Consider the following 18,485-nt stretch of genomic DNA (forward strand, 5'->3'; position numbering starts at 1 on the left):
GGCGCCCTCAACGACCTCGGCCGGCACCGAGAAGCCGCCGACCTCCACCGCCAGACCCTCACCGACTCCGAACGCATCCTCGGCCCCGACCACCCCGGCACCCTCGCCAGCCGCAACAACCTCGCCGGCGCCCTCAACGACCTCGGCCGGCACCGAGAAGCCGCCGACCTCCACCGCCAGACCCTCACCGACTCCGAACGCATCCTCGGCCCCGACCACCCCGACACCCTCACCAGCCGCAACAACCTCGCCAGCACCCTCAACAAACTCGGCCGACACCAAGAAGCCGCCGACCTCCACCAACAAAACCTCACCACCCGCGAAAACACCCTCGGCCCCGACCACCCCGACACCCTCACCAGCCGCAACAACCTCGCCAGCGCCCTCAACAAACTCGGCCGACACCAAGAAGCCGCCGACCTCCTCCGCCAGAACCTCACCGCCCGCGAACGCATCCTCGGCCCCGACCACCCCGACACCCTCACCAGCCGCAACAACCTCGCCGCAGCGGAAGCTGCTCTCCGGGCCGACAGGTCACCGCGCGGCTGGCGCCTGTGGCGGCGAGACGGCCGGTGAGCAGCCCGTATGTGACTGAGCGCGCTAGTTGGCGGATGAACGCTCTACTTGGTGGAGCCGAGCATTCTGGTTGGCGGGTCCGGCGTCCTCCCCGTCGGGACCGGGGGTGGCCTGTCCCAGGCCCCGGCGAATCGCGACCTCCACGGGTGAGTACGCGCCGTCGCCCCGCTCCAGTTCGTACGGCGCGGCCGGCATCAGCGGCGGCTGGGCCATGAAGCGCGGCCGCGCCCCGTGGTGCGGCTGTGCTGCGTGCACCAGGAACGGATGGCACAGGAAGACGTCACCCGGGGAACCGGTGGCGAGGGCGAGCGGCCGGTGGGCGGATGCCGCTACGAGATCTGGCGCGATGGCCAGGCCGCTCGCGCCCTCCTCCCCGTACGGCTCCAGCACCTTAGGCACGTCGAGGTGGGAGCCGACCCGGATCCGAGTCGGGGCGTCCGCTTCCCTCACCTCGCTGAACAGAAACAGCATCAGCAGGGCCCGGCCGCGTGAGCGGAGATTGGTGAAGGGCCAGGTCTTGCCCTCCACTGCATAGCTGCCCTCGATGTGCCAGCCCGCGTCGTCGGGCTCCTCCTCGTGCGGGAAGCGCAGCGGGAAGGTGCCGAGCGAGTAGCGTGGCTCCCAGCGCCCGGCGCCGGCCAGCAGGTCGTACGCCCGGTGCAGGGCCGGGGAGTTGGGTGCGGCGGCGAACGGTCCCTGTGCCATTCCGCCGACCCAGTGCACGGGCTGCGTCCACGTCTCTGGGTCGTCCGGGTCGCAGCCCGTCTCCCGCCACAGCAGTCGCGCGCAGCTCGCGGCCACGCGGGGCGCGACGGCGCCCTCCAGCTTGACGAAGCCGTCGCGGAGGAAGCGGGATACCAAGGTCGTGTCGTCCATGCCTCCATCGTGCGGCGCCGCCCGTCCCGGTCACCCGACACTTGCCGCACCGCTTTTCTCGGGTGCGGCGTGCAGGGCCGCGCCTGATTGAATCGATGGTCGGGACCTTGGAGGCGAGTGTGCTGGAGCGGCTCAATCAGGCCATGGAGCTCATCGAGCGGCAGCTCGACAGCTCCGTCGACGTGGGCGAGCTGGCGCGGGTCGCGGCCACCTCGGAGTACCACCTGCGGCGGATGTTCTCGGCGCTCGCAGGGATGCCGCTGTCGGAGTACATCAGGCGCCGGCGGCTGACCGTCGCGGGTGCGGAGGTACTGGCCGGTGAGCGGACGCTGCTGGAGATCGCGGTGCGGTACGGGTACGGCTCGGGAGAGGCGTTCGCGCGGGCGTTCCGCGCGGTGCACGGCGTCGGGCCCGGCGAGGCACGGCGCACCGGTGCGGCGCTCAGCTCCCAGCCCCGGATGACCTTCCGCCTCATCGTCGACGGGAGCAGCAGCATGCGCTACCGGGTCGTGCGCAAGCCGGAGTTCAGCGTCGTCGGGGCGAAGGCTCGGGTGCCGCTTGTGCACTCGGGGCCGAACCAGGCGATCAGCGATTTTGTCCGCGGGATCGGCGACCAGGCAAGGGAGCTGCTGGAGAAGCTGTCCGACCAGGAGCCGCAGGGCCTCCTCGCGGTCTGCGACGACCTCGATCCCAGCCGGGCGGAGGGCACCGACCTCGACTACTACTACGGGGTCGTCACCTCGGCGTCCGCGCCGCAGGGCATGGCCACGATGCCCGTGCCGGCCGGAACATGGGCGGTCTTCACCACCTCGGGGCCGGCGCCGGAGGCGATCCAGGCGCTGTGGCGGGATGTGTTCACCGAGTGGTTCCCATCGAACCCGTACCGGAGCCGCCCCGGGCCGGAGATCCTTCGTACGCGGATGTCGGCGGACGGCAGCGAGGCGGATGCCGAGCTGTGGCTGCCGGTGGAACGGGAGGCCGATTGATTCTGGAATCCCTCCTCGGCCGTGTTCGACGGGGCCGGGCGTGCTGGTCCCGGCGAGAAGGCGGACGGCCACCCGGCTCGCCAACCAGAACGCTCAGCTCCGCCAAGTACAGCGCTCATCCGCCAACTAGCGCGCTTAGTCACACCGTAAGAGAGGGAAAAATCGCCCGTTCCGCTCAGAAAGAAACGTCGATGTAGTCGATGTCGGTGAATTCCACTTCGAGGTCATCGGCGCGGCGGCCGCCGTCCTTGAAATAGATTTCCTGCAAGCCTTCGGCGACGATTGAGCGCATGTGCTGGTCGCTGGCGCCCTGTTGCTGGGCGTCGAAGAGGCGGGCGGCGTAGGCGGGTGGGAGGTGGACGGTCAGGCGGCGGACCCGTCCGTCGTCGGTGGTGCCGATGGGGGCGGTGTAGCCGAAGCGGGCGCGGGTTTCGATGGTGATGCCGGCGGTGGTGGCGGCCTGCTTGCGGCGGCGCTGGCGTACGCGCGGCTGCCACACCTTGGGCACCTCGCGGCGCAGGGCGTCTGCGAGGCGCTTCTGCGGGGTCTTGCGCTGTCCGGCGAGGTAGCGCTCCACTGTGCGCTGGGAGACGCCCAGGCGGGCCGCTACGGCCCGTGTGGAGCCCTTCTCCGCGCGGACCAGGAGGCGGATCTGCGCGAGCGGCGTTTTCGGCGGTTCCCGGGTGAAGGCTTCGCGGTCGGCGCGCTCCAGGGCGTCCTCGATGTCCCCCATGACTTACTCCCCTTCGTCCAGGACGGCGTCGCCGCCCTTGATATGGCGGGCCGGGTTGTACTGCTGCTCCATCAGGTCCACCGCCCACGCCATGGTCTGCACGCCTTCGACCTTCGCCAGGCCCGGGGTGGGGCCCAGACGGAAGGAGCCCGGATACGGCTTGCCGTCGGCGTCACGCGGCAGGAAGTCCAGCGGGCTCGGGCCGGGGCTGGGGTAGACCACGCAGTCGGAGAGCACGGCGAGGGGGTACAGGCCGGACGCCTGGGCGGTCTTGAGCATCTTGCGGTGCATGTTCACCCGCGCCTTGGAAATCACCGCGGCGCGGATGTCGGGGCGCCAGGTGGGGCGTTCCAGGGCCGGCCAGCGCTCGCCGTCCCGGTAGTGGCGGCCCTGGGGGCGCTCGCGCAGCTTGCCGATGCCGCCCTTGACGGTGGACTTGATGGCGGACAGGACCGCGGCGAGGCCCGGGTCGACCTGCTTGTGCTCCTCCATGGCGGCGAGGAACGCTTCGTCGTCCAGGTCCTTGGTGACGCCGAGGTCGGCGACGGTGTCGACGTACGCGGTCTTCAGGCGGTCGTGCCAGGGGTCCAGGTACGGGCCAGTCTCGCGCCGCAGGTACGCCTCGATCGGGGTGACGTCGTAGCCGAGCTCCACCGCGTAGGCGACGGTGGGGGTGGCGTACCAGGCCGGGCCGTTCGGGCGCCGGCCGGACGGCGTGAACGGGCTCGGCAGGCGCGGGTCCAGTTCGATGTGGGAGAGGTCCACGTACCAGCTGCCGGGGACCTTCTTGTCGAAGACGGGCCGGTCGACGTGGACGGGTTCGCCCAGGCCGACGCTCAGGCGGGCCGCGGCCGCGAGGAAGGCTGTGTTGATGTCCAGGCCGACCGCGTGCGGCAGCAGGCACTCCTCATCGGAAAGCAGCTGCACATCGCGCACCCACTGGTACGCCTCCTCATCCAGGAAGCCACCGTCCCAGCCCTGGGCGACCGGGTGCTCGAGGGTTGCCTCCGGCGGCGCCGGATCGACCGGCGCGGTCAGCGCCCCGGGGTTCGTCCCCGACACCCAGCTGCCGGTCGCATCGTCCTTCACCGGGCGGGTCGGCGGGCGCAGCGCCGTCATCAGCTCCAGACCCGAGACGGCGGTGGAGCCGCGCGGGGTGAGCACCCGGGAGGCGTAGGTGCCAAGGGCGCGGGCGAGTTCGGCCGGCGGCAGCTGGTCGGCGCCGGGCCAGGCCCGTGAATCGAGGGCGTCCCAAGGCAAGATGGCCAGCTGCACGCACTGGCGCTGCCCGGCCTGCGCCGGGCGGTAGATGCGGGGCCACGGGCCGAAGCCGCGCTGGGTCAGTTTCCACTTCGCGCGGGTGAGCTGCTTGACCACGGGGTGGTCGTCGGGCAGCCGCAGGGAGCGGCGGGCCTCAGGCCCCTCCAGGCTCTCGGGCAGGCCGAGGCGCACGGCGGCCGATGCGGTCAGCGCGACCAGCGGATCGGCGTCCTTGCCGTGGCGGTGCAGCCGCGGCGCCCCGAGCCCGGACTCCTTCAACGTCCACTCGACCAGCGCCGGGATGGTCTTCGCCGGGCACTCCAGCACCAGGCCGCCGGCGCAGTACGCGGTGCCGTCACCGTCCAGGACCGCCAGCGGGCCGTGCGGGAAGCGCGGGTCCGCGGCCGGCTTCGCGGCCTTCGCCCGCGCCGGACGGCGTGAGGTCGATGTCGGCTTGGCGGCGGGCGCCGGGGCGGGGACCGTCTCGGGCGCGGGGGCAGGGGTGGGCGTCGCTGGTTCCGTGGCGCCGGTGAAGGTCTCCGGAACCGCGGGCGGGTACTTCGCTGCCCATCCCTCCAGTAGCCGCTGGTACGCCTGCAGGCGTGGCGGCCGCGGCTCGGAGCGGCCTGCTTCCCAGTTCCTGACGGTCTGCGCCGTCGACTTCAGCGCCTCGGCGAGGCGGGCCTGGGTAACGCCGGCAGCCTCCCGCAGTCGGGCGCGTTCGGCCGGCGGGGGCAGCGCGGGGTCCCCCTCCAGTAGTGCATCAACCGCTTCGAACAGCTCTTTTTCGGTGGGCATGCTTCACCTCCAGCCCAGAACATACCACAGATTCGCCTCTGAATTTATGCTTGCTTTTATGCTTGATTTTTGCCAGAGTCGGTGGCGTCGCGATCACGGCGTTCGGTGCAGGAGGACTGGTGGGGGAAGCGGAGGTCACAGCGACCGTGCTGTCCGAGGAGGAGAGCAACGGGGTGTTGGCCCGGGAGATCCTGCCGCGTTGGACGGCGCACGCGGTCCGCCAACAGCACCCCGTGGCCGTCTTCGTCGCGGGGCAGCCCGGCAGCGGAAAGACCCACATCGCCGACCTTGTCCATGCGGCACTGAACCGCCGAGGCGGGGCGGTGAGGATCGGCAGCGACCTGTACAAGGCCGCGCACCGCCGCTATGCCGAGCTGCTCACTGAGGACGTCCGCACGGCCGGAGTGAAGGTGCGCCCCGACACCCGCCGCTGGCAGGCCGCAGTAGAAGCCCACGTGCGTACGCACAGCCTGGATGCGGTGGTGGAGACGGCCCTGGCCGATGCCGAGGAGTTCCGTAGCTCCGCCGCCGCCTACCGTCAGGCCGGTGCCCGCATCGAGGTCGTGGCCCTGGCAACGGCGGAGGCCCTGAGCCAGCTGGGGACGCTGTCCCGCTTCCTCACTGACACCCTCGCCGGTGGCGGCCGGTATGTCTCCTGGGAGAACCACGACCGGTGTGCCCAGCAGCTGCTGCCGACCCTGGCCGTCATCGAGGCCGAGCAGCTGGCCGACCGCATCACCGTCGTGCGCCGCGACGGTACGGCGTTGTACGACAACGAACTGACCGGTGGTGTCTGGCGTCGGCAACCGGCGGCGCGGGCGGCGGTGGCGGCGGAGCGGGCACGGCCGTGGAACGCGCCGCAGACGCAGACCTTCCGGCGCGAGCTCGCCCGAACCGACCAACGGCTGCACCGCGAACCACTGCCGGAGGACCGGCGGTTGGCCGTCCAGCGCGATGCCGAGCGCGCCGCCGCACTGGCGGAGCCGGTGCGGCGGATCGCCCAGCCCACCTCCCAGCCGCCCGGTGTCACCTACCACCGGCTCTCGGCCGAGGAGCACCGCTGGATTTTCGATGAACTGATCGTGCCGTCCTACCTCAGCGGCATCACTGCCCAGGACACGCCGCGTGTGACCTACGTGATGGGACAACCGGGCGCGGGCAAGACGCGGGCGGCCCGCCTGATCCTGCGCACGCTGCGGGGCCAGCCGGCGCACCTGGTCGGGGATGACTTCAAAGCCGCCCATCCCGATTACCACCAGCTGCTGCAGGACAATCCGCGCGGCGCAGGAGCGGCGATCCGCGCGGACTACCGGGCCTGGCAGACCCGGGCCGAGGCTTACGTACGCAACCGGCGCGGCGATGCGGTCATCGAGATCGCACCCGGCGACGCGCAACAGTTCCTCGACAGCGTCTTGCCCTTCCGCGCGGCCGGGCACCGGATCGAGCTGGTCGTCCTGGCGGTGCGGGCTGCGGACAGCCGCCAGGGCACCGCCGCACGCTACGCCCAGGTGAACCGGCTCGGCGTTCCGGGCCGGTTCACCACCGCCAGCGGCCACGACCGGTGCTTCCTCGCGGTCGCGACCGCACTCCAGGCCGCCGAGCAGCGGGGCGTGGCGGACGCGGTGGTGGTGATGCGAAGGGACGGCACCGCCGCCTGGCAGGGCGAGCGCCGCCCGGACGGGAGTATGGCCGGACCGACCGGCGCCGCTCTGGCCCTGGTGGCCGAGCGGCAGCGCCCGTACAGCGATGCCGAAGCGTGGCGTTTCCTTGCCGAGCAGCGCGCCTTGCGCCAGGCGCTGCCGCAGTACCGCGCCGAGCTGGAGCAGATCACGGCCCTGGCCCGCCCACTACTGCCCGAGCACCTGCGCCCGCGCCGCCTGTCCGCTGCCCCGCCGGTCGCCGCGCTGCCGCTCCCGGCGCGCCAGGCTGCCGACTACGGCTTGGTCAGTTCCTTCCAGCGCGCCGCGTAACGCTGTGCGAGCTGCTCCACCTGCTCAGGTGTCGCGGTCGTCAGGGCCTGTTGGTCCTCCACGCACTCCTGACGCTTGGCCATCAGATGCTCCAGGCGCTGGGAGTCGGGCGTCGGCGCGCGGCGTTCGGCCATGATGGCCTGGCTGTACCAAACCGACACTCGCCGCAGGATCTCCACCGCGCCCTCGTACTCGGTGCCGCCGGCCTGCTCGCCGTTGTCGTCCATGGGTAAAACCACCTTGCTCTCGGGACAATCGGGGCATTGTCCCAAGCACCGCCTGGCGGGACGTGGCCGGGAAGGCCGCAGCGGACGGGGCTGGTGGTGAGGAAAGCTGCCAGGGTGTCGTACGTTGATGCCAGTTGATCGTTTTCGGGGGTTGTTGTGGCGGGCCGGGATCTGCGAGCACTGTTCAGCTCCAACGACCGCTCCCTTGCCGCCAGTGAGGCGTTCACCAACCGGCAGGGGCAATGGCAGGTCGTCACCGCCGCCCTCGGCCAGCACCTGCAGCGCCTGGCCGACCCCGCCTTCGACGTCGAGGACCTCGAAGCGCCTCGCCGCAACGTCGTGGTTTTCCACGGGGTCGGCGGCATCGGCAAAACCACGCTCAGCCGCAAACTTGAAGCGGCCCTGACCACCGGCGGCCAGCAGCGGCCCGCCCAGTGGCCGGCACCGGCCTGGCCCACCGACCGGCGCATCCTGCCCGTACGGATCGACCTCGCCCGCTCGGCCGGGATGGACTTCGAGCGCGTTGTCCTCACTCTGCGCCTCGCGCTCGCCGAGCTCGGCTGCCCACTTCCCGCCTTCGACCTGGCACTGCGCCGGTACTGGGAACACACCCACCCCGGCGAAAACCTGGAGGAGTACCTGCGCCGGGACGGGCTGGCCGCCCGCTTCGGCCGGGCGCTGCCGCAGCAGATGCAGTCCGCGCTCGGCGACGTCGCCCAGGCCCTGCTCCTGCCCGGCACCGTCGGGGCCGCGGTCGGGCAGGTGACCGGAGCGCTGGTGGGCGCCCTGCGCGAGCGCCGGCAGTCCGTACGGGCGCTGGCCGGCTGCGCGCGCCTGGCGGATCTGCTGGAGGCCGAAGCGGACTTGGACGCGCTGTCCTTCTATCCGCATCTGCTGGCCTGGGAGCTCGCTCAGCTCCCCGCCGACAAGGCAGTTGTCCCGGTGGTGCTGCTGGACACCTTCGAAGACATCGGCGACCGCACGCACCGCGATTTTGAGCGCCTTCTGCAGCGGGTGGTGTGGCTGCTGCCGAACGCGCTGTTCGTCATCACCGGCCGCAGCCGGCTGCAGTGGGCGGAGGAGGCCCTGGCCGGCCAGCTGGACTGGACCGGGCCTGCCGCCTGGCCCGACCTGGCCACCCGCGACCTCCCCGCCGCCCGTACCCCCTACCCCGCGTCCTCGGCCGGCGGTCGGCAGATCCTGATCGGGGACTTCTCTCCCGAGGACTGCGAGGACTACCTCGCCCGCCGCCTGGCCCGAGACGGCCAGCCCCTCATTGACGCGAGCCTGCGCCAGGTCATCACTGACCGCTCCCACGGCCTGCCCTTGTACCTGGACCTGGCCGTCATGCGGTTTTTGGAGATACGGCGCAGCGGCCGGGAGCCGGAGCCGGCCGACTTCGACGCCGACTTCCCCGCCCTGATCGCCCGCACCCTGGCCGACCTCACCCCCGACGAACGGCACGTTCTGCGCTCCGTCGCCCTCCTGGACGCCTTCGACCTGAACCTCGCCACCCGCACGGCCGGGCTGACCCACCAGGCGTCGGCGCTGCGGCTGACCGAGCGGCCCTTCGTACGGCACAACCCCTTCGGCCTGTGGCCCTTCCACCTGCACGACCTGATCCGCTCCACCCTGCGCACCGCCGATGACCAGACCGATGACCGCTGGTCCCCCACCGACTGGCAGCAGGCCGCGACACGCGCCTTCACCGCGCTCGGCGAGCAGTGGCGCGCCGGCGAAGCACGCGACCGGCTGCTGCTGGTCGGCTGCCTGCGCCAAGGCCTGCGCCTGGCCCGCGACCACCACCTGGACCTGGACTGGCTCACCGAGGCCGCCTGGGCCTACATCGGCGACTCCGTCTGGGAGCCCCTCGCACCTCCCGCCCGCGACAACGACGCCGGTACGGGACTGCAGACGGCCGCCGATGCGCTGGTGGAGATCCTCAGCACGCTCGCCCGCCGCCAGCGCGAGAACCGCGCCCGGACCGCCGAGCGCCTTACCCGCCTCGCCGACTCCGGCCTGCTGCCGCCTGACCTGCACGACATGGCGGTCTACTACCTGGCCAAGGCCCAGCGGGATCTTGGGCGCACCGAGGACTCCCGCCGCGGCATGCAGCACGTCGTCGCCGGCGGCGGCCGCCTGGCGCCCAATGCCCGCCGCGGGCTCGCGCACCTGGCCCGGCTCGCCGGCGACTTCCCCACCGCCCTGGATGCCGCCGCACACCTTGGCTGGGAGGGCCGCCACCACCGCGTGATGGGGGATGTCAGGTGGGTTCAGGGCGACATTGCCGCAGGAGCGCAGGCGTTCCAGGCCGCGCGGCTGGAGGGCGAGGAGCACGGGAAGAAGGGCGAGGCGGCCATGTCCCAGGCCATGCGGGCCTTCTCCCTCGCCTTCGCCTCCCCCGACACCGCTGATGACGAGATCGAGCTGGCCGAGCGCCTGCTCGGCCCGGTCGACCTGCGCGCCGCCACCTTGGATGTCCGCATCGCCGAGCTCCTGCGCGACGCCGGCACCGACACCAACCTCGCCGACCGGTACCAGGTCCTCCGGGCCGAGATCAGCGCCTCCGGGCTCGCCTTCGCCCAGGCCAAGCTGGAGTTGGCCTTCGCGTTCCACCACGCGGTCCGCGACGACCAGGAAGGTATCGCTGCCAGCATCGGGCGGCTGCGCGAGCTGACCCGCGAGGACTACTACGCGTACTACGTCGACATCGTGCACTTCATGGCCGGCCTGCCGCTGTCCGCCGAGTCCGCCTCCGCGGCGCGGTGGCTGGACGGCGAGCAGGTGACCCGCGAGCGCTGGCGCGCGCTGGTCACGGCACGACGCGAAGAGGTGCGGGCCAGGCGATAAGGGCAGGCGAAGCGGCACAGCGCTCTTGTGTGATGAGTGGCTATTCTGCGCTTATGGGGTTGGAGTGGGGGGATGTCGGCACTTGGACCGGCGGGATAGCGGGTGTCATCGGCGCCGTCACCGGGATCGTCGGCATGCGCCAGGCAAAACGGGCAAACAACGAGGCGGAGAAGGGTAACCGCCTCGCTGGCGACGCCAACAAGATCGCCCGAGCGGCCAATCAGCTGGCGGTACACGCCAATGAGACGAGTGCCGAGTCCAACGAGATCGCCCGCGCGGCGAACGATATCGCCACGGCAGCGAACCGGCTGGCGGAGGATGCCAACGCACTGGCGCATCAGCAAAACCAGCGCGACGTCGAACAACACGATGTGCATTGGGAGGGCGACTGGGTCGAACCAGGTCGCTACCGTTTGATCACCAACGGTGAGGATGCCGCCTTCGACGTGGCTGCCGTTGTCACCGTGGATGACGAGGAGAAACGGGTAACTCAGGCCCGTGTCGCCCCTGGCGAACCGATCCTGCTCGACTTTCCCGAGGCGCGCCGGGCGTACGAGGCCGAACAGCGCGAGTACGCAGAGGCACAGGCCCGGCGCCGCCGCAGCACCGCGTCCTGGCCGTACCAGCCGACCTACGACGTCGCTGGCGACATGCGGCGGCGCAGCCACTTCATCGGCGAGCGCATCCTTTGGAGCACTGAACTCGGCACTCCGAAGGAGCATCAGAACACGCAGCCTCTGGCGCTGCTGGGCGACTTCGACTGACCGCCGCCCAGCCAGCATCAGGTGCCGCTGTCGGTGCCCTCAGGGAGTCAGGTCCAGTACGCGCACCGGCTGGCCCTGCCACCGCTGCGGATCGGTGGTGGCGATGACTGCGCCGTCCGGCCGGTCAGCCGTGGGCTGCGCCGAGTACTGAGCATGAGCGGCCGCCCATGTCTGCTGACGGGCCACGGCCAGGGCAGCCGGGAGATCGAGATCGAGCACCGTGACACCGGGCAGCGCGGCGAGATGCTCAGCCGTGCCCGGCCGGGCACGGTCGGCCTCGACCAGGACGCAGGCCGGGGCGTACAGGAACCATCCCGGCTCGGTGTGTGCGCGGTGGATCAGCCGGGAGGCGAGGAGATTGCCCTGGCCGGCTGCCGCCATGGCCGTGTCGTCGAAGACGATGTGCATCGCCTCGCTCACCGGCCGGCCACCTGCGTCAGGCGGCGGTCCAGTTCATCATCCAGCTGCCGCTCCTCGGCGGCGGTCGGGCTGTACCCGTTCCACTTCTGCAGCGCGATGCGGGCACGCTCGGCACGCTCCGCCCGCTCCTGCGGCGTGAGCAGGGTGTCGGCGAGACGGGCGAGGTAGGCCCGCAGGGAAAGGCCCTCACTCGCTGCGATCGCGGCCAGCCGATCTTTGGCTTCCTCGGGAATGCGGACGTTGGCGTCGGACATGGTCACGCCATCTCCATCTAGCGGGTACGGGTACGTACCCGCAACCCTACCGGCTCCTGCACAGCCGAGTACCCCACCCCTCCGGACCAAGCCACGCCCACTGCGCGAGCCCCGCCCTCGGCTGGCCCGGCCGTCAACAAACTGGTCAGGCGAGCAACGTCGTCCGATGGGCCATGAACTGATTTACCAGCATCTGAGCATGAACGAGCCCGGCTTCGTCGCCGTAGAGGTGACCGACGCCGACGGGTAGATCGCCGCGTCCGCAGCGTAGGCCGTCAGGGCGTGGATCCGGGCTCACGCAAAAGCGTGGGAAACCTTTCCGATAATTCCTGTTCCGGCCATGCCCTGATCAGGGCCTCACGCCTCATACCTTCTTCCACTATCCGTCCTTCCTAGCTATTGGCAGGCCAGGGGACTTCCGACTTCCGCGCTTGCAACGGCGCGACGTTTGCCCTGGCCAGGGCGTTGCACTGGGGGCTTGCATTAGGACATGTCCCGTTCAGGACATTGCTTTCTCAGCAACTCGGGCTGCGCCTCGACCATGATGGTTCACGTCGAACAAGGAGCTGCCTTTCAGTCCCTGTCCGAGCGGGCGGCTCTGGCCGATTCGATTGGGAGAAATGATGGATGACCTCTACAGGTTCTCGCTGGTAGAGAACATCGGGGATCTCGCAGAGGCCCATGCCCTGCGCTTGCTCCGGTACGAGCCCCGCTTTCCGGAAAGCGAATTCTGGTGGCTGGACAAGGACCGCGATGTGCGCGGCAAGGTGTTCACGCTGCACAAGGGGGACCGCATCGGCGCCTCCCTTCGGATCGTCCCGGTCACGGCCTGCACTACAGAGATCGAGGAGCTGGGGCTTCTCCCTGACGACCTCAAGGGAGACCCCACGGTGTGGGAGCTCGGCCGGCTGGTATCCATGCCCAGCCGAGGCAGGGATCTTCCCTACTCTCGCCTGCTCTTCGGGTGGGCGACCCAATGGGCGAAGGTGAATTTGCCCATTCGAAAGGTGGTCTCGTACTGCCGGCGAGGAAAGCTCTCCGGTTTCGAGGCATCTGGCGCCAAGGTCATCGCTGGCCCGTACACGGTTCCCGAGCGGGGAGATGACTACTTCACCATCGTCGCCGATCTGGGCGATGTGGTGGATCGACTGTCCGGCTACGGTTTCGGCTCCCTTCTGGACGCGGCAGCAGCGGGGCAGACGGAATTCTCGACAGAAGACATCCTCAGCGGCATTCGCGTTCCGGCCGCATCCGGGGCGAGCAAGTAAAACCCATCAAGAAAACCTTCCAAGAAGGAGTTCAACTCTAATGTCGGAAACCGAGATCGTTCGTCCGGAGCTGCGTAAGCAGGTCGACGAGAAGCTCAACAACTACATCAAGCAGTTCTATACGGAGGTCCCCTACGCGACGCACTTCCTGAGCGCCTCCGAGGTAGACATGCCGTACTACAAGCGGCACACCATCGAGACCATTCTGCGCATCCGTCGCAAGCGCACCATCGATGCCCACGCCATCCACTACTTCACTCTGCATAACCCGGTGGCGGCCAAGGAGTGGGCCGAGTACACCGACGACGAGATGCTGCACGACAAGCTGTTCCTCGCCGACCTGGCCCGCCTGGGCGTCGACGCCGACGAGGTCTACTCCACCGACCCGTTCCTGGCGACCAAGCTGCTGAACGGCTACTTCCTCTACTGCCAGGAGTTCGAGGGCACCCCCCTCGCGGCCATCGCCAGCAGCTACTTCCTGGAGTACACCACCCGGAAGACACAGCCGGACTGGCTGGACCACCTGGAGAAGACCCTCGGTAAGGACGAGGTGCGGGGTGCACGGACCCACGTGAACTACGACATCGACGAGGACCACACCGGCGACGTGTGGAACACCCTGATGTCGCTGGTGCAGTCGGACGCGGACGTCGAGCGGCTGCTCAAGCACTTCGACCACCTGTACAAGCTGTTCACCATGTACTTCGTCGAGGCCTACGAGGCCACTCGCGCTGCGGAGTCCAAGCTCGCGGGTGCGGCTGCTTGACGCAGTTGAGGTGAAGCAGCACAAGCGGCTGGGTGCCGTGGGCGATCTTCATGGCACCCAGCCGCTTTCTGCGAGCGCCGCACGGTGGTTCAGGCCGAGGAAACAACAAGAGGACACACGATATGGAATGGTCGATCGAAGGGCGGCTGGCCGGGGCGTGTAACTGCGGCACTCCCTGTCCGTGCTGGTTCGCCGAAGCGCCGACACACGGCTCCTGCGATGCCATCGGCGTCGGCATCGTTGACGAGGGCTTTTACGGCGACGTCGATCTGTCGGGGTGCAAGCTGGGAGTCGCCTACCGCACCGTCAAGCATGTCTGGGACGGTGGGCTGAAGGTCGCCGTCTACATCGGTGACGACACTCCGCAGGCCCAGTCCGAGGCCATGGAGCAGATTCTCACGGGGAAGGCCGGCGGGCTGCTGGCGCTGCTGTTCACTCTCGTGGAGGACTTCAAGGGCATTCGTCGGGTGCCGATCGAGCTCGACGACTCCGGTGACAAGCCGTACTTCCAGCTCGGGCGTGCCAGCACCATCCCTGTCAAACCGCTCCTGGGCAGGGACGGCCAGACGCCGATCGCGGTGCACAATGCGCTGATGTCGTTTGGTGGTGAGCGGCTCCTGGCCAAGACCGAGAGCCGCTTCGTCGACCCCGACCTGGGGTGGGACTGGCCACTGGTGCACGCCGACTTCGGTCCGATGAAGATGGGTTCGGCGGAGTGACAGCAAGTCCTGAGCGGGTGATGCGGCGCCTGACCCTCACGACCGGCGTTTGGGTGCTCGCCGTGTCGGGGGTTACCTGGTGGTGGATGTATTCCGCAGGCCACCACTCGATGGCAGGAGCCGATCAGCCTGCGATGCCTGGCATGGAAGGCATGTCTTCCATGCCAGGCATGGCGGGGCATCATTCGATGCACCACGGCGAGTCCACTCCGCTCATGTCGATGGCCGAGGCGGAGATGTTCCTGGCCATGTGGGCTGGCATGGTGGTCGCCATGATGCTGCCGGTGGCAGTCCCTCTCGTGGCGGCGCACAGGTTCGTCTCCCGGACCAAGGGCCGTGCCGGCACGGTGGCTACCGCAGTCTTCATCACCGGTTATTTGCTGGTGTGGGCGCTCTCTGGGCTGGTGCCCCTGCTCCTGGTGATCCTCAAGCGGTGGCTTGTTCCCATCAGTGAGGGCAGTACGTGGGCGGTAGTCGGCGCCGGTGCTGTCATCACGATGGCTGGCGTCTTTCAGTTCTCGGGGCTTAAGACCCGTTGTCTGACGGTGTGCCGCAGCCCGCTCTCCTTCGTCATGACACATGACTTCGGCGCCGGGTGGGTCGGGACGTTGCGTGCGGGGGCGCTGAATGGCCTGTACTGCCTGGGCTGTTGTTGGGCGCTGATGCTGGTTCAGGTGGCGGTCGGGCTGCACAACTTGCTGTGGATGGGTGCGCTGACGTTGCTGTTCTTGGCTGAACGAGCACTGCGGGCCGGCAAGCGCGTTGCCATGCTGACAGGGGCGGTGATGATCGGGTTGGGCGTGATCCTGATCCTGGATCCTCTGCTTCATTCACCGCTCGCCGGGATGGTGGGCTGACCGCCTAACGCGGAATGTGGCCTGGTTGAGCCGTGCGCAGCCTCTGGCGCGAACCGCGGCCAGGCTGTGCTGGGCCGAAGACCCGTCTCAGCATGATGCGTTGATGGTGGGGACGGTGTGGGACAGGCGGGCAGCTATGTGGTTAGGCTGTGTGAGTGACAAAGGCCCAACTCAGGGAAAGTGGCATGCCTGACACTGCCATGGCTGGCTCTGCGGGTCGGTCCATCAGCCCAGGGCAGCTGGCTGCACTGCTGCCGGACCTCTCCACGAGCAAGCCTGCTTACCGACATCTGGCGCAGGCAATCCGCGCTTTGGTCCTCGAGGGCCGTCTTGCCTTGCATGTTCGGCTACCCGCTGAGCGGGAATTGGCATCGGTACTTGCCGTCAGCCGCCCTACCATCAAAGCGGCCTATGACCTGCTGCGTGAAAGCGGCTATGCCCGCAGCCGCCGCGGCTCGGGAACGTGGACGATGCTGCCGGACGGCAAGCGGCCGGCTGGCGCCCGGCAGCCGCTGACGCCCGAGGACGAGAGTATTGACCTGGCGGCAGCAGCTCTCGGGCTCCCCGAGAGCATATTGACCGAGGCGCTTTCCTACAGCGGGCCGCTGTTGGCTCAACGCGCGAGTACTCCTGGGTACCACCCGTTCGGATTGGCCGGGCTGCGGTCCGCCATTGCCGACCGCTACACGCGCCGCGGTGTACCGACTCTGCCGGACCAGATTCTGGTGACCTCTGGCGCCCAGCAGGGGCTGGCACTCGCCTTGGGGCTGCTTACCTCGCCCGGTGATCGGGTGATGGTGGAGAACCCGACGTACCCGAACGCGCTGGACGCCATTCGTCATGCTCGGTTGCGTCCCACCCCTGTCCCGGTCACGGAGGCTGGCTGGGACGAGGAGATCATGCAGGCTACGCTTCGTCAGACGCTGCCGCGCCTGGCGTACCTCATCCCTGACTTCCATAATCCCGTGGGCTGTTTGATGCCTGACGAGCAGCGCAGCGAGATTCTGCGGGCAACCAGCCGGACTGGCACCTGGCTCATCATCGATGAGACGCTCACCGATATCGCCCTGGATGTACCCGCGCCGGCGCCCTTCATCTCGCATGCCGCAGCCGGCGAAAGAGATCACGTGATCACCGTGGGCTCGATGAGTAAGAGCCACTGGGGTGGGCTGCGCATCGGCTGGCTCCGGGCGACGCCACGATTGATCACCAAGCTCGCGGGGCTACGCGTCAGCATGGACATGGCGGGCTCGGTCATGGATCAGTTGCTGGCCACCTCGCTGATCCTGCGTACCGGCGAGGTTCTGCAGACGCGTCTCGCACAGGTCCGGACCCAGCGCACCGCGCTGCTGCATGCCATAGCCCGCTACTTTCCACAGTGGCGCACGCACACCCCACCGGGTGGTTTGTCTCTCTGGGTCGACCTGGGACAACCGATCGCCTCGGCTCTGGCTGACCGCGTCCGCGCCAAGGGCGTGCGCATCGAGGGGGGAGCGCGGTTCGGCGCCGATCCGGGCACACATGACCATCGGCTGCGCATTCCCTACACGCTGCCGCCTGAGACGCTCGAGGAAGCGATGCGGCGCCTTGCCTCCGTCGTGGCCGATGACTCTCCGCTCAGCAGCACCGTGGACAGCCCGCAGTGGGTGGCCTGACGCTCATGCGCGCCTCCCGCCCCTTCGTGTACAGGCATCGAACCCCCGGTGCGCCGTGCATCGGGCGTACAACTAAGAGGAGAGGCAGATCAACACCCCACCTTCGGCGTCCCAGCACTTGGACCCGCAGACCATCAAGGACGATTTCCCCATCCTGCGTCGGCGTGTGCGCGACGACCGCGAGCTCGTCTATCTGGACTCGGCCGCCACGTCGCAGAAGCCGCTGCAGGTCCTGGACGCGGAACGCGACTTCTACCTGTGTCACAACGCTGCCGCGCACCGGGGTGCCCACCAGTTGGCCGAAGAGGCGACTGAAGTGTATGAGTCGGCCCGGCAAACCGTCGCGGACTTTCTCGGGGCCCAGGCCCCGGAGATCGTGTTCACCCGTAATGCCACCGAGGCGATCAACCTGGTCGCCTATGCGCTGAGCAACGCATCTGCCACTCAGAAGGGCTCTCCGTTCTGTATCGGCCCGGGCGATGAAATCCTCATCACCGAGATGGAGCACCATGCCAATCTGGTGCCCTGGCAGCAATTGGCCGAGCGCACTGGCGCCACTTTGCGGTGGGTGCCCCTCACCAGCGACGGGCGGCTGGATGACGCGGCCTTCGACCGGATGCTCAGCATGCGGACCAAGCTGGTGGCGGTGACACATCAGTCGAACGTCCTCGGCACGATCAACCCCGTGGCCTCCCTTGCGAGCCGTGCCCATGGTGTGGGTGCCCTGGTCCTGGTGGATGGGGCTCAGTCGGTTGCTCACCAGGCGGTGAACATTGCGGAGCTGGGCGCCGACTTCTTCGTCTTCTCCGCCCACAAGATGCTCGGGCCGAACGGCATTGGGGTGCTGTGGGGCCGACAGGAGCTGTTGGCGGAGATGCCTCCGTTCATCACGGGTGGTTCGATGATTGAAACGGTGCGTATGGACCGGACGACCTTCCTGGCTCCCCCACAGCGCTTCGAGGCCGGTGTCCCGCTGGCCCCTCAGGCGGCCGGCCTGGCTGCCGCGATCCACTACCTGAGCGCCCTCGGCATGAAGGCGGTGGAAGCGCATGAGGCGGAATTGACGGCGCTGACGCTGGAGGGTCTGGCGGGCCTGAAGGGAGTATCGGTCATCGGCCCGAGCACCCTTCACGATCGCGGTGCCACTGTGTCGTTCACCGTCGACGGCATTCATCCGCACGATGTGGGGCAGGTTTTGGACGATCACGGTGTCGCGGTGCGCACGGGGCACCACTGTGCTCGGCCCATCTGCGACCGGTACGGCATTCCCGCCAGCACCCGGGCGAGCTTCTACATTTACAACACTCCGGAGGACATCGCCGCCTTGGTCGAGGGCATTGAGGCAGCACAGCGGTTCTTCGCCTGACCGTCGCTGCGGGCGGAAAGACAGAGCGGGGGGGGGGGGCGGGGGGGGGGGCCCCCCCCCCGGGGGGGGGGGGGGGGGGGGGGGGGTGGCGGGGGGGGGTGGGGGGGGCCCCGGCGGGGCGCCCGGGGGGAACAGACTAG

General features: G+C 69.0%; 17 protein-coding genes. 11 read left to right on the forward strand and 6 right to left on the reverse strand.

Translation table 11 applies throughout. The features are described from left to right. The coding region (locus AB0I82_RS36155) for a tetratricopeptide repeat protein (RefSeq protein WP_363261741.1) at nt 1-576 on the forward strand (576 nt) is incomplete at its 5' end. Between the two features lie 24 nt (nt 577-600). Here AB0I82_RS36155 and AB0I82_RS36160 read toward each other — a convergent pair. Next, nucleotides 601-1,452 (reverse strand): phytanoyl-CoA dioxygenase family protein, encoded by an 852-nt coding sequence (locus AB0I82_RS36160; protein WP_363261742.1) that lies wholly within the window; start codon nt 1,450-1,452, stop codon nt 601-603. A 119-nt stretch (nt 1,453-1,571) separates the two neighbouring features. On the opposite strand from AB0I82_RS36160, the gene AB0I82_RS36165 reads away from it, so the two are divergent. Then, entirely contained in the window at nt 1,572-2,438 is an 867-nt protein-coding gene (locus AB0I82_RS36165) for an AraC family transcriptional regulator (RefSeq protein WP_363261758.1), read from the forward strand. A 175-nt stretch (nt 2,439-2,613) separates the two neighbouring features. Here AB0I82_RS36165 and AB0I82_RS36170 read toward each other — a convergent pair whose 3' ends face one another. Beyond that, complete coding sequence (locus tag AB0I82_RS36170) at nt 2,614-3,171, reverse strand: XRE family transcriptional regulator (RefSeq protein ID WP_363261743.1); 558 nt, start codon at nt 3,169-3,171, stop codon at nt 2,614-2,616. A gap of 3 nt (nt 3,172-3,174) precedes the next feature. Continuing rightward, the gene (locus AB0I82_RS36175; RefSeq protein WP_363261744.1) at nt 3,175-5,229 is read right to left on the reverse strand and encodes a helix-turn-helix transcriptional regulator; all 2,055 of its coding nucleotides are present in this window, start codon (nt 5,227-5,229) and stop codon (nt 3,175-3,177) included. Between the two features lie 119 nt (nt 5,230-5,348). Between AB0I82_RS36175 and AB0I82_RS36180 the strand changes: the two genes are divergently transcribed. Next, entirely contained in the window at nt 5,349-7,199 is a 1,851-nt protein-coding gene (locus AB0I82_RS36180; protein WP_363261745.1) for a zeta toxin family protein, read from the forward strand. On the opposite strand, the gene AB0I82_RS36185 is transcribed toward AB0I82_RS36180, so the two are convergent. Further along, nucleotides 7,163-7,426, reverse strand: coding sequence for a hypothetical protein (locus AB0I82_RS36185; RefSeq protein ID WP_363261746.1), 264 nt, complete (start codon nt 7,424-7,426; stop codon nt 7,163-7,165). The two genes, AB0I82_RS36180 and AB0I82_RS36185, sit on opposite strands and share 37 nt — an antisense overlap. A 156-nt stretch (nt 7,427-7,582) precedes the next feature. Between AB0I82_RS36185 and AB0I82_RS36190 the strand changes: the two genes are divergently transcribed. Both AB0I82_RS36190 and AB0I82_RS36195 read left to right on the forward strand, forming a co-directional pair. Beyond that, nucleotides 7,583-10,276 (forward strand): ATP/GTP-binding protein, encoded by a 2,694-nt coding sequence (locus AB0I82_RS36190; RefSeq protein WP_363261747.1) that lies wholly within the window; start codon nt 7,583-7,585, stop codon nt 10,274-10,276. A gap of 53 nt (nt 10,277-10,329) precedes the next feature. Continuing rightward, nucleotides 10,330-11,040 (forward strand): hypothetical protein, encoded by a 711-nt coding sequence (locus AB0I82_RS36195; RefSeq protein ID WP_363261748.1) that lies wholly within the window; start codon nt 10,330-10,332, stop codon nt 11,038-11,040. A 39-nt stretch (nt 11,041-11,079) separates the two neighbouring features. Here the strand turns inward: AB0I82_RS36195 and AB0I82_RS36200 are convergent, their stop codons facing one another. Together AB0I82_RS36200 and AB0I82_RS36205 are read right to left on the reverse strand one after the other, a co-directional pair. Next, a complete protein-coding gene (locus AB0I82_RS36200; protein ID WP_363261749.1) occupies nt 11,080-11,460 on the reverse strand; it encodes a hypothetical protein in 381 nt (126 codons plus the stop codon). Then, on the reverse strand, nt 11,457-11,714 hold the full coding sequence (locus tag AB0I82_RS36205; protein ID WP_363261750.1) for a hypothetical protein: 258 nt from the start codon (nt 11,712-11,714) through the stop codon (nt 11,457-11,459). The genes AB0I82_RS36200 and AB0I82_RS36205 overlap by 4 nt, the downstream gene beginning before the upstream one ends. A 623-nt stretch (nt 11,715-12,337) precedes the next feature. On the opposite strand from AB0I82_RS36205, the gene AB0I82_RS36210 reads away from it, so the two are divergent. From AB0I82_RS36210 to AB0I82_RS36235, 6 genes are all read left to right on the forward strand, one after another. Then, complete coding sequence (locus AB0I82_RS36210) at nt 12,338-12,982, forward strand: hypothetical protein (protein WP_363261751.1); 645 nt, start codon at nt 12,338-12,340, stop codon at nt 12,980-12,982. A gap of 40 nt (nt 12,983-13,022) precedes the next feature. Continuing rightward, nucleotides 13,023-13,748 (forward strand): iron-containing redox enzyme family protein, encoded by a 726-nt coding sequence (locus tag AB0I82_RS36215; RefSeq protein WP_363261752.1) that lies wholly within the window; start codon nt 13,023-13,025, stop codon nt 13,746-13,748. Between the two features lie 122 nt (nt 13,749-13,870). Further along, the gene (locus AB0I82_RS36220) at nt 13,871-14,467 is read left to right on the forward strand and encodes a DUF1326 domain-containing protein (protein ID WP_363261753.1); all 597 of its coding nucleotides are present in this window, start codon (nt 13,871-13,873) and stop codon (nt 14,465-14,467) included. 20 nt (nt 14,468-14,487) lie between these two features. Continuing rightward, nucleotides 14,488-15,324 (forward strand): DUF2182 domain-containing protein, encoded by an 837-nt coding sequence (locus AB0I82_RS36225; RefSeq protein WP_363261754.1) that lies wholly within the window; start codon nt 14,488-14,490, stop codon nt 15,322-15,324. Nucleotides 15,325-15,509: 185 nt separating this feature from the next. Then, entirely contained in the window at nt 15,510-16,979 is a 1,470-nt protein-coding gene (locus AB0I82_RS36230) for a PLP-dependent aminotransferase family protein (RefSeq protein WP_363261755.1), read from the forward strand. 118 nt (nt 16,980-17,097) lie between these two features. After that, on the forward strand, nt 17,098-18,345 hold the full coding sequence (locus tag AB0I82_RS36235; protein WP_363261756.1) for a SufS family cysteine desulfurase: 1,248 nt from the start codon (nt 17,098-17,100) through the stop codon (nt 18,343-18,345). Nucleotides 18,346-18,485: the final 140 nt, after the last annotated feature.

This window comes from Streptomyces sp. NPDC050315 (assembly GCF_040655775.1).
GTDB lineage: Bacteria > Actinomycetota > Actinomycetes > Streptomycetales > Streptomycetaceae > Streptomyces.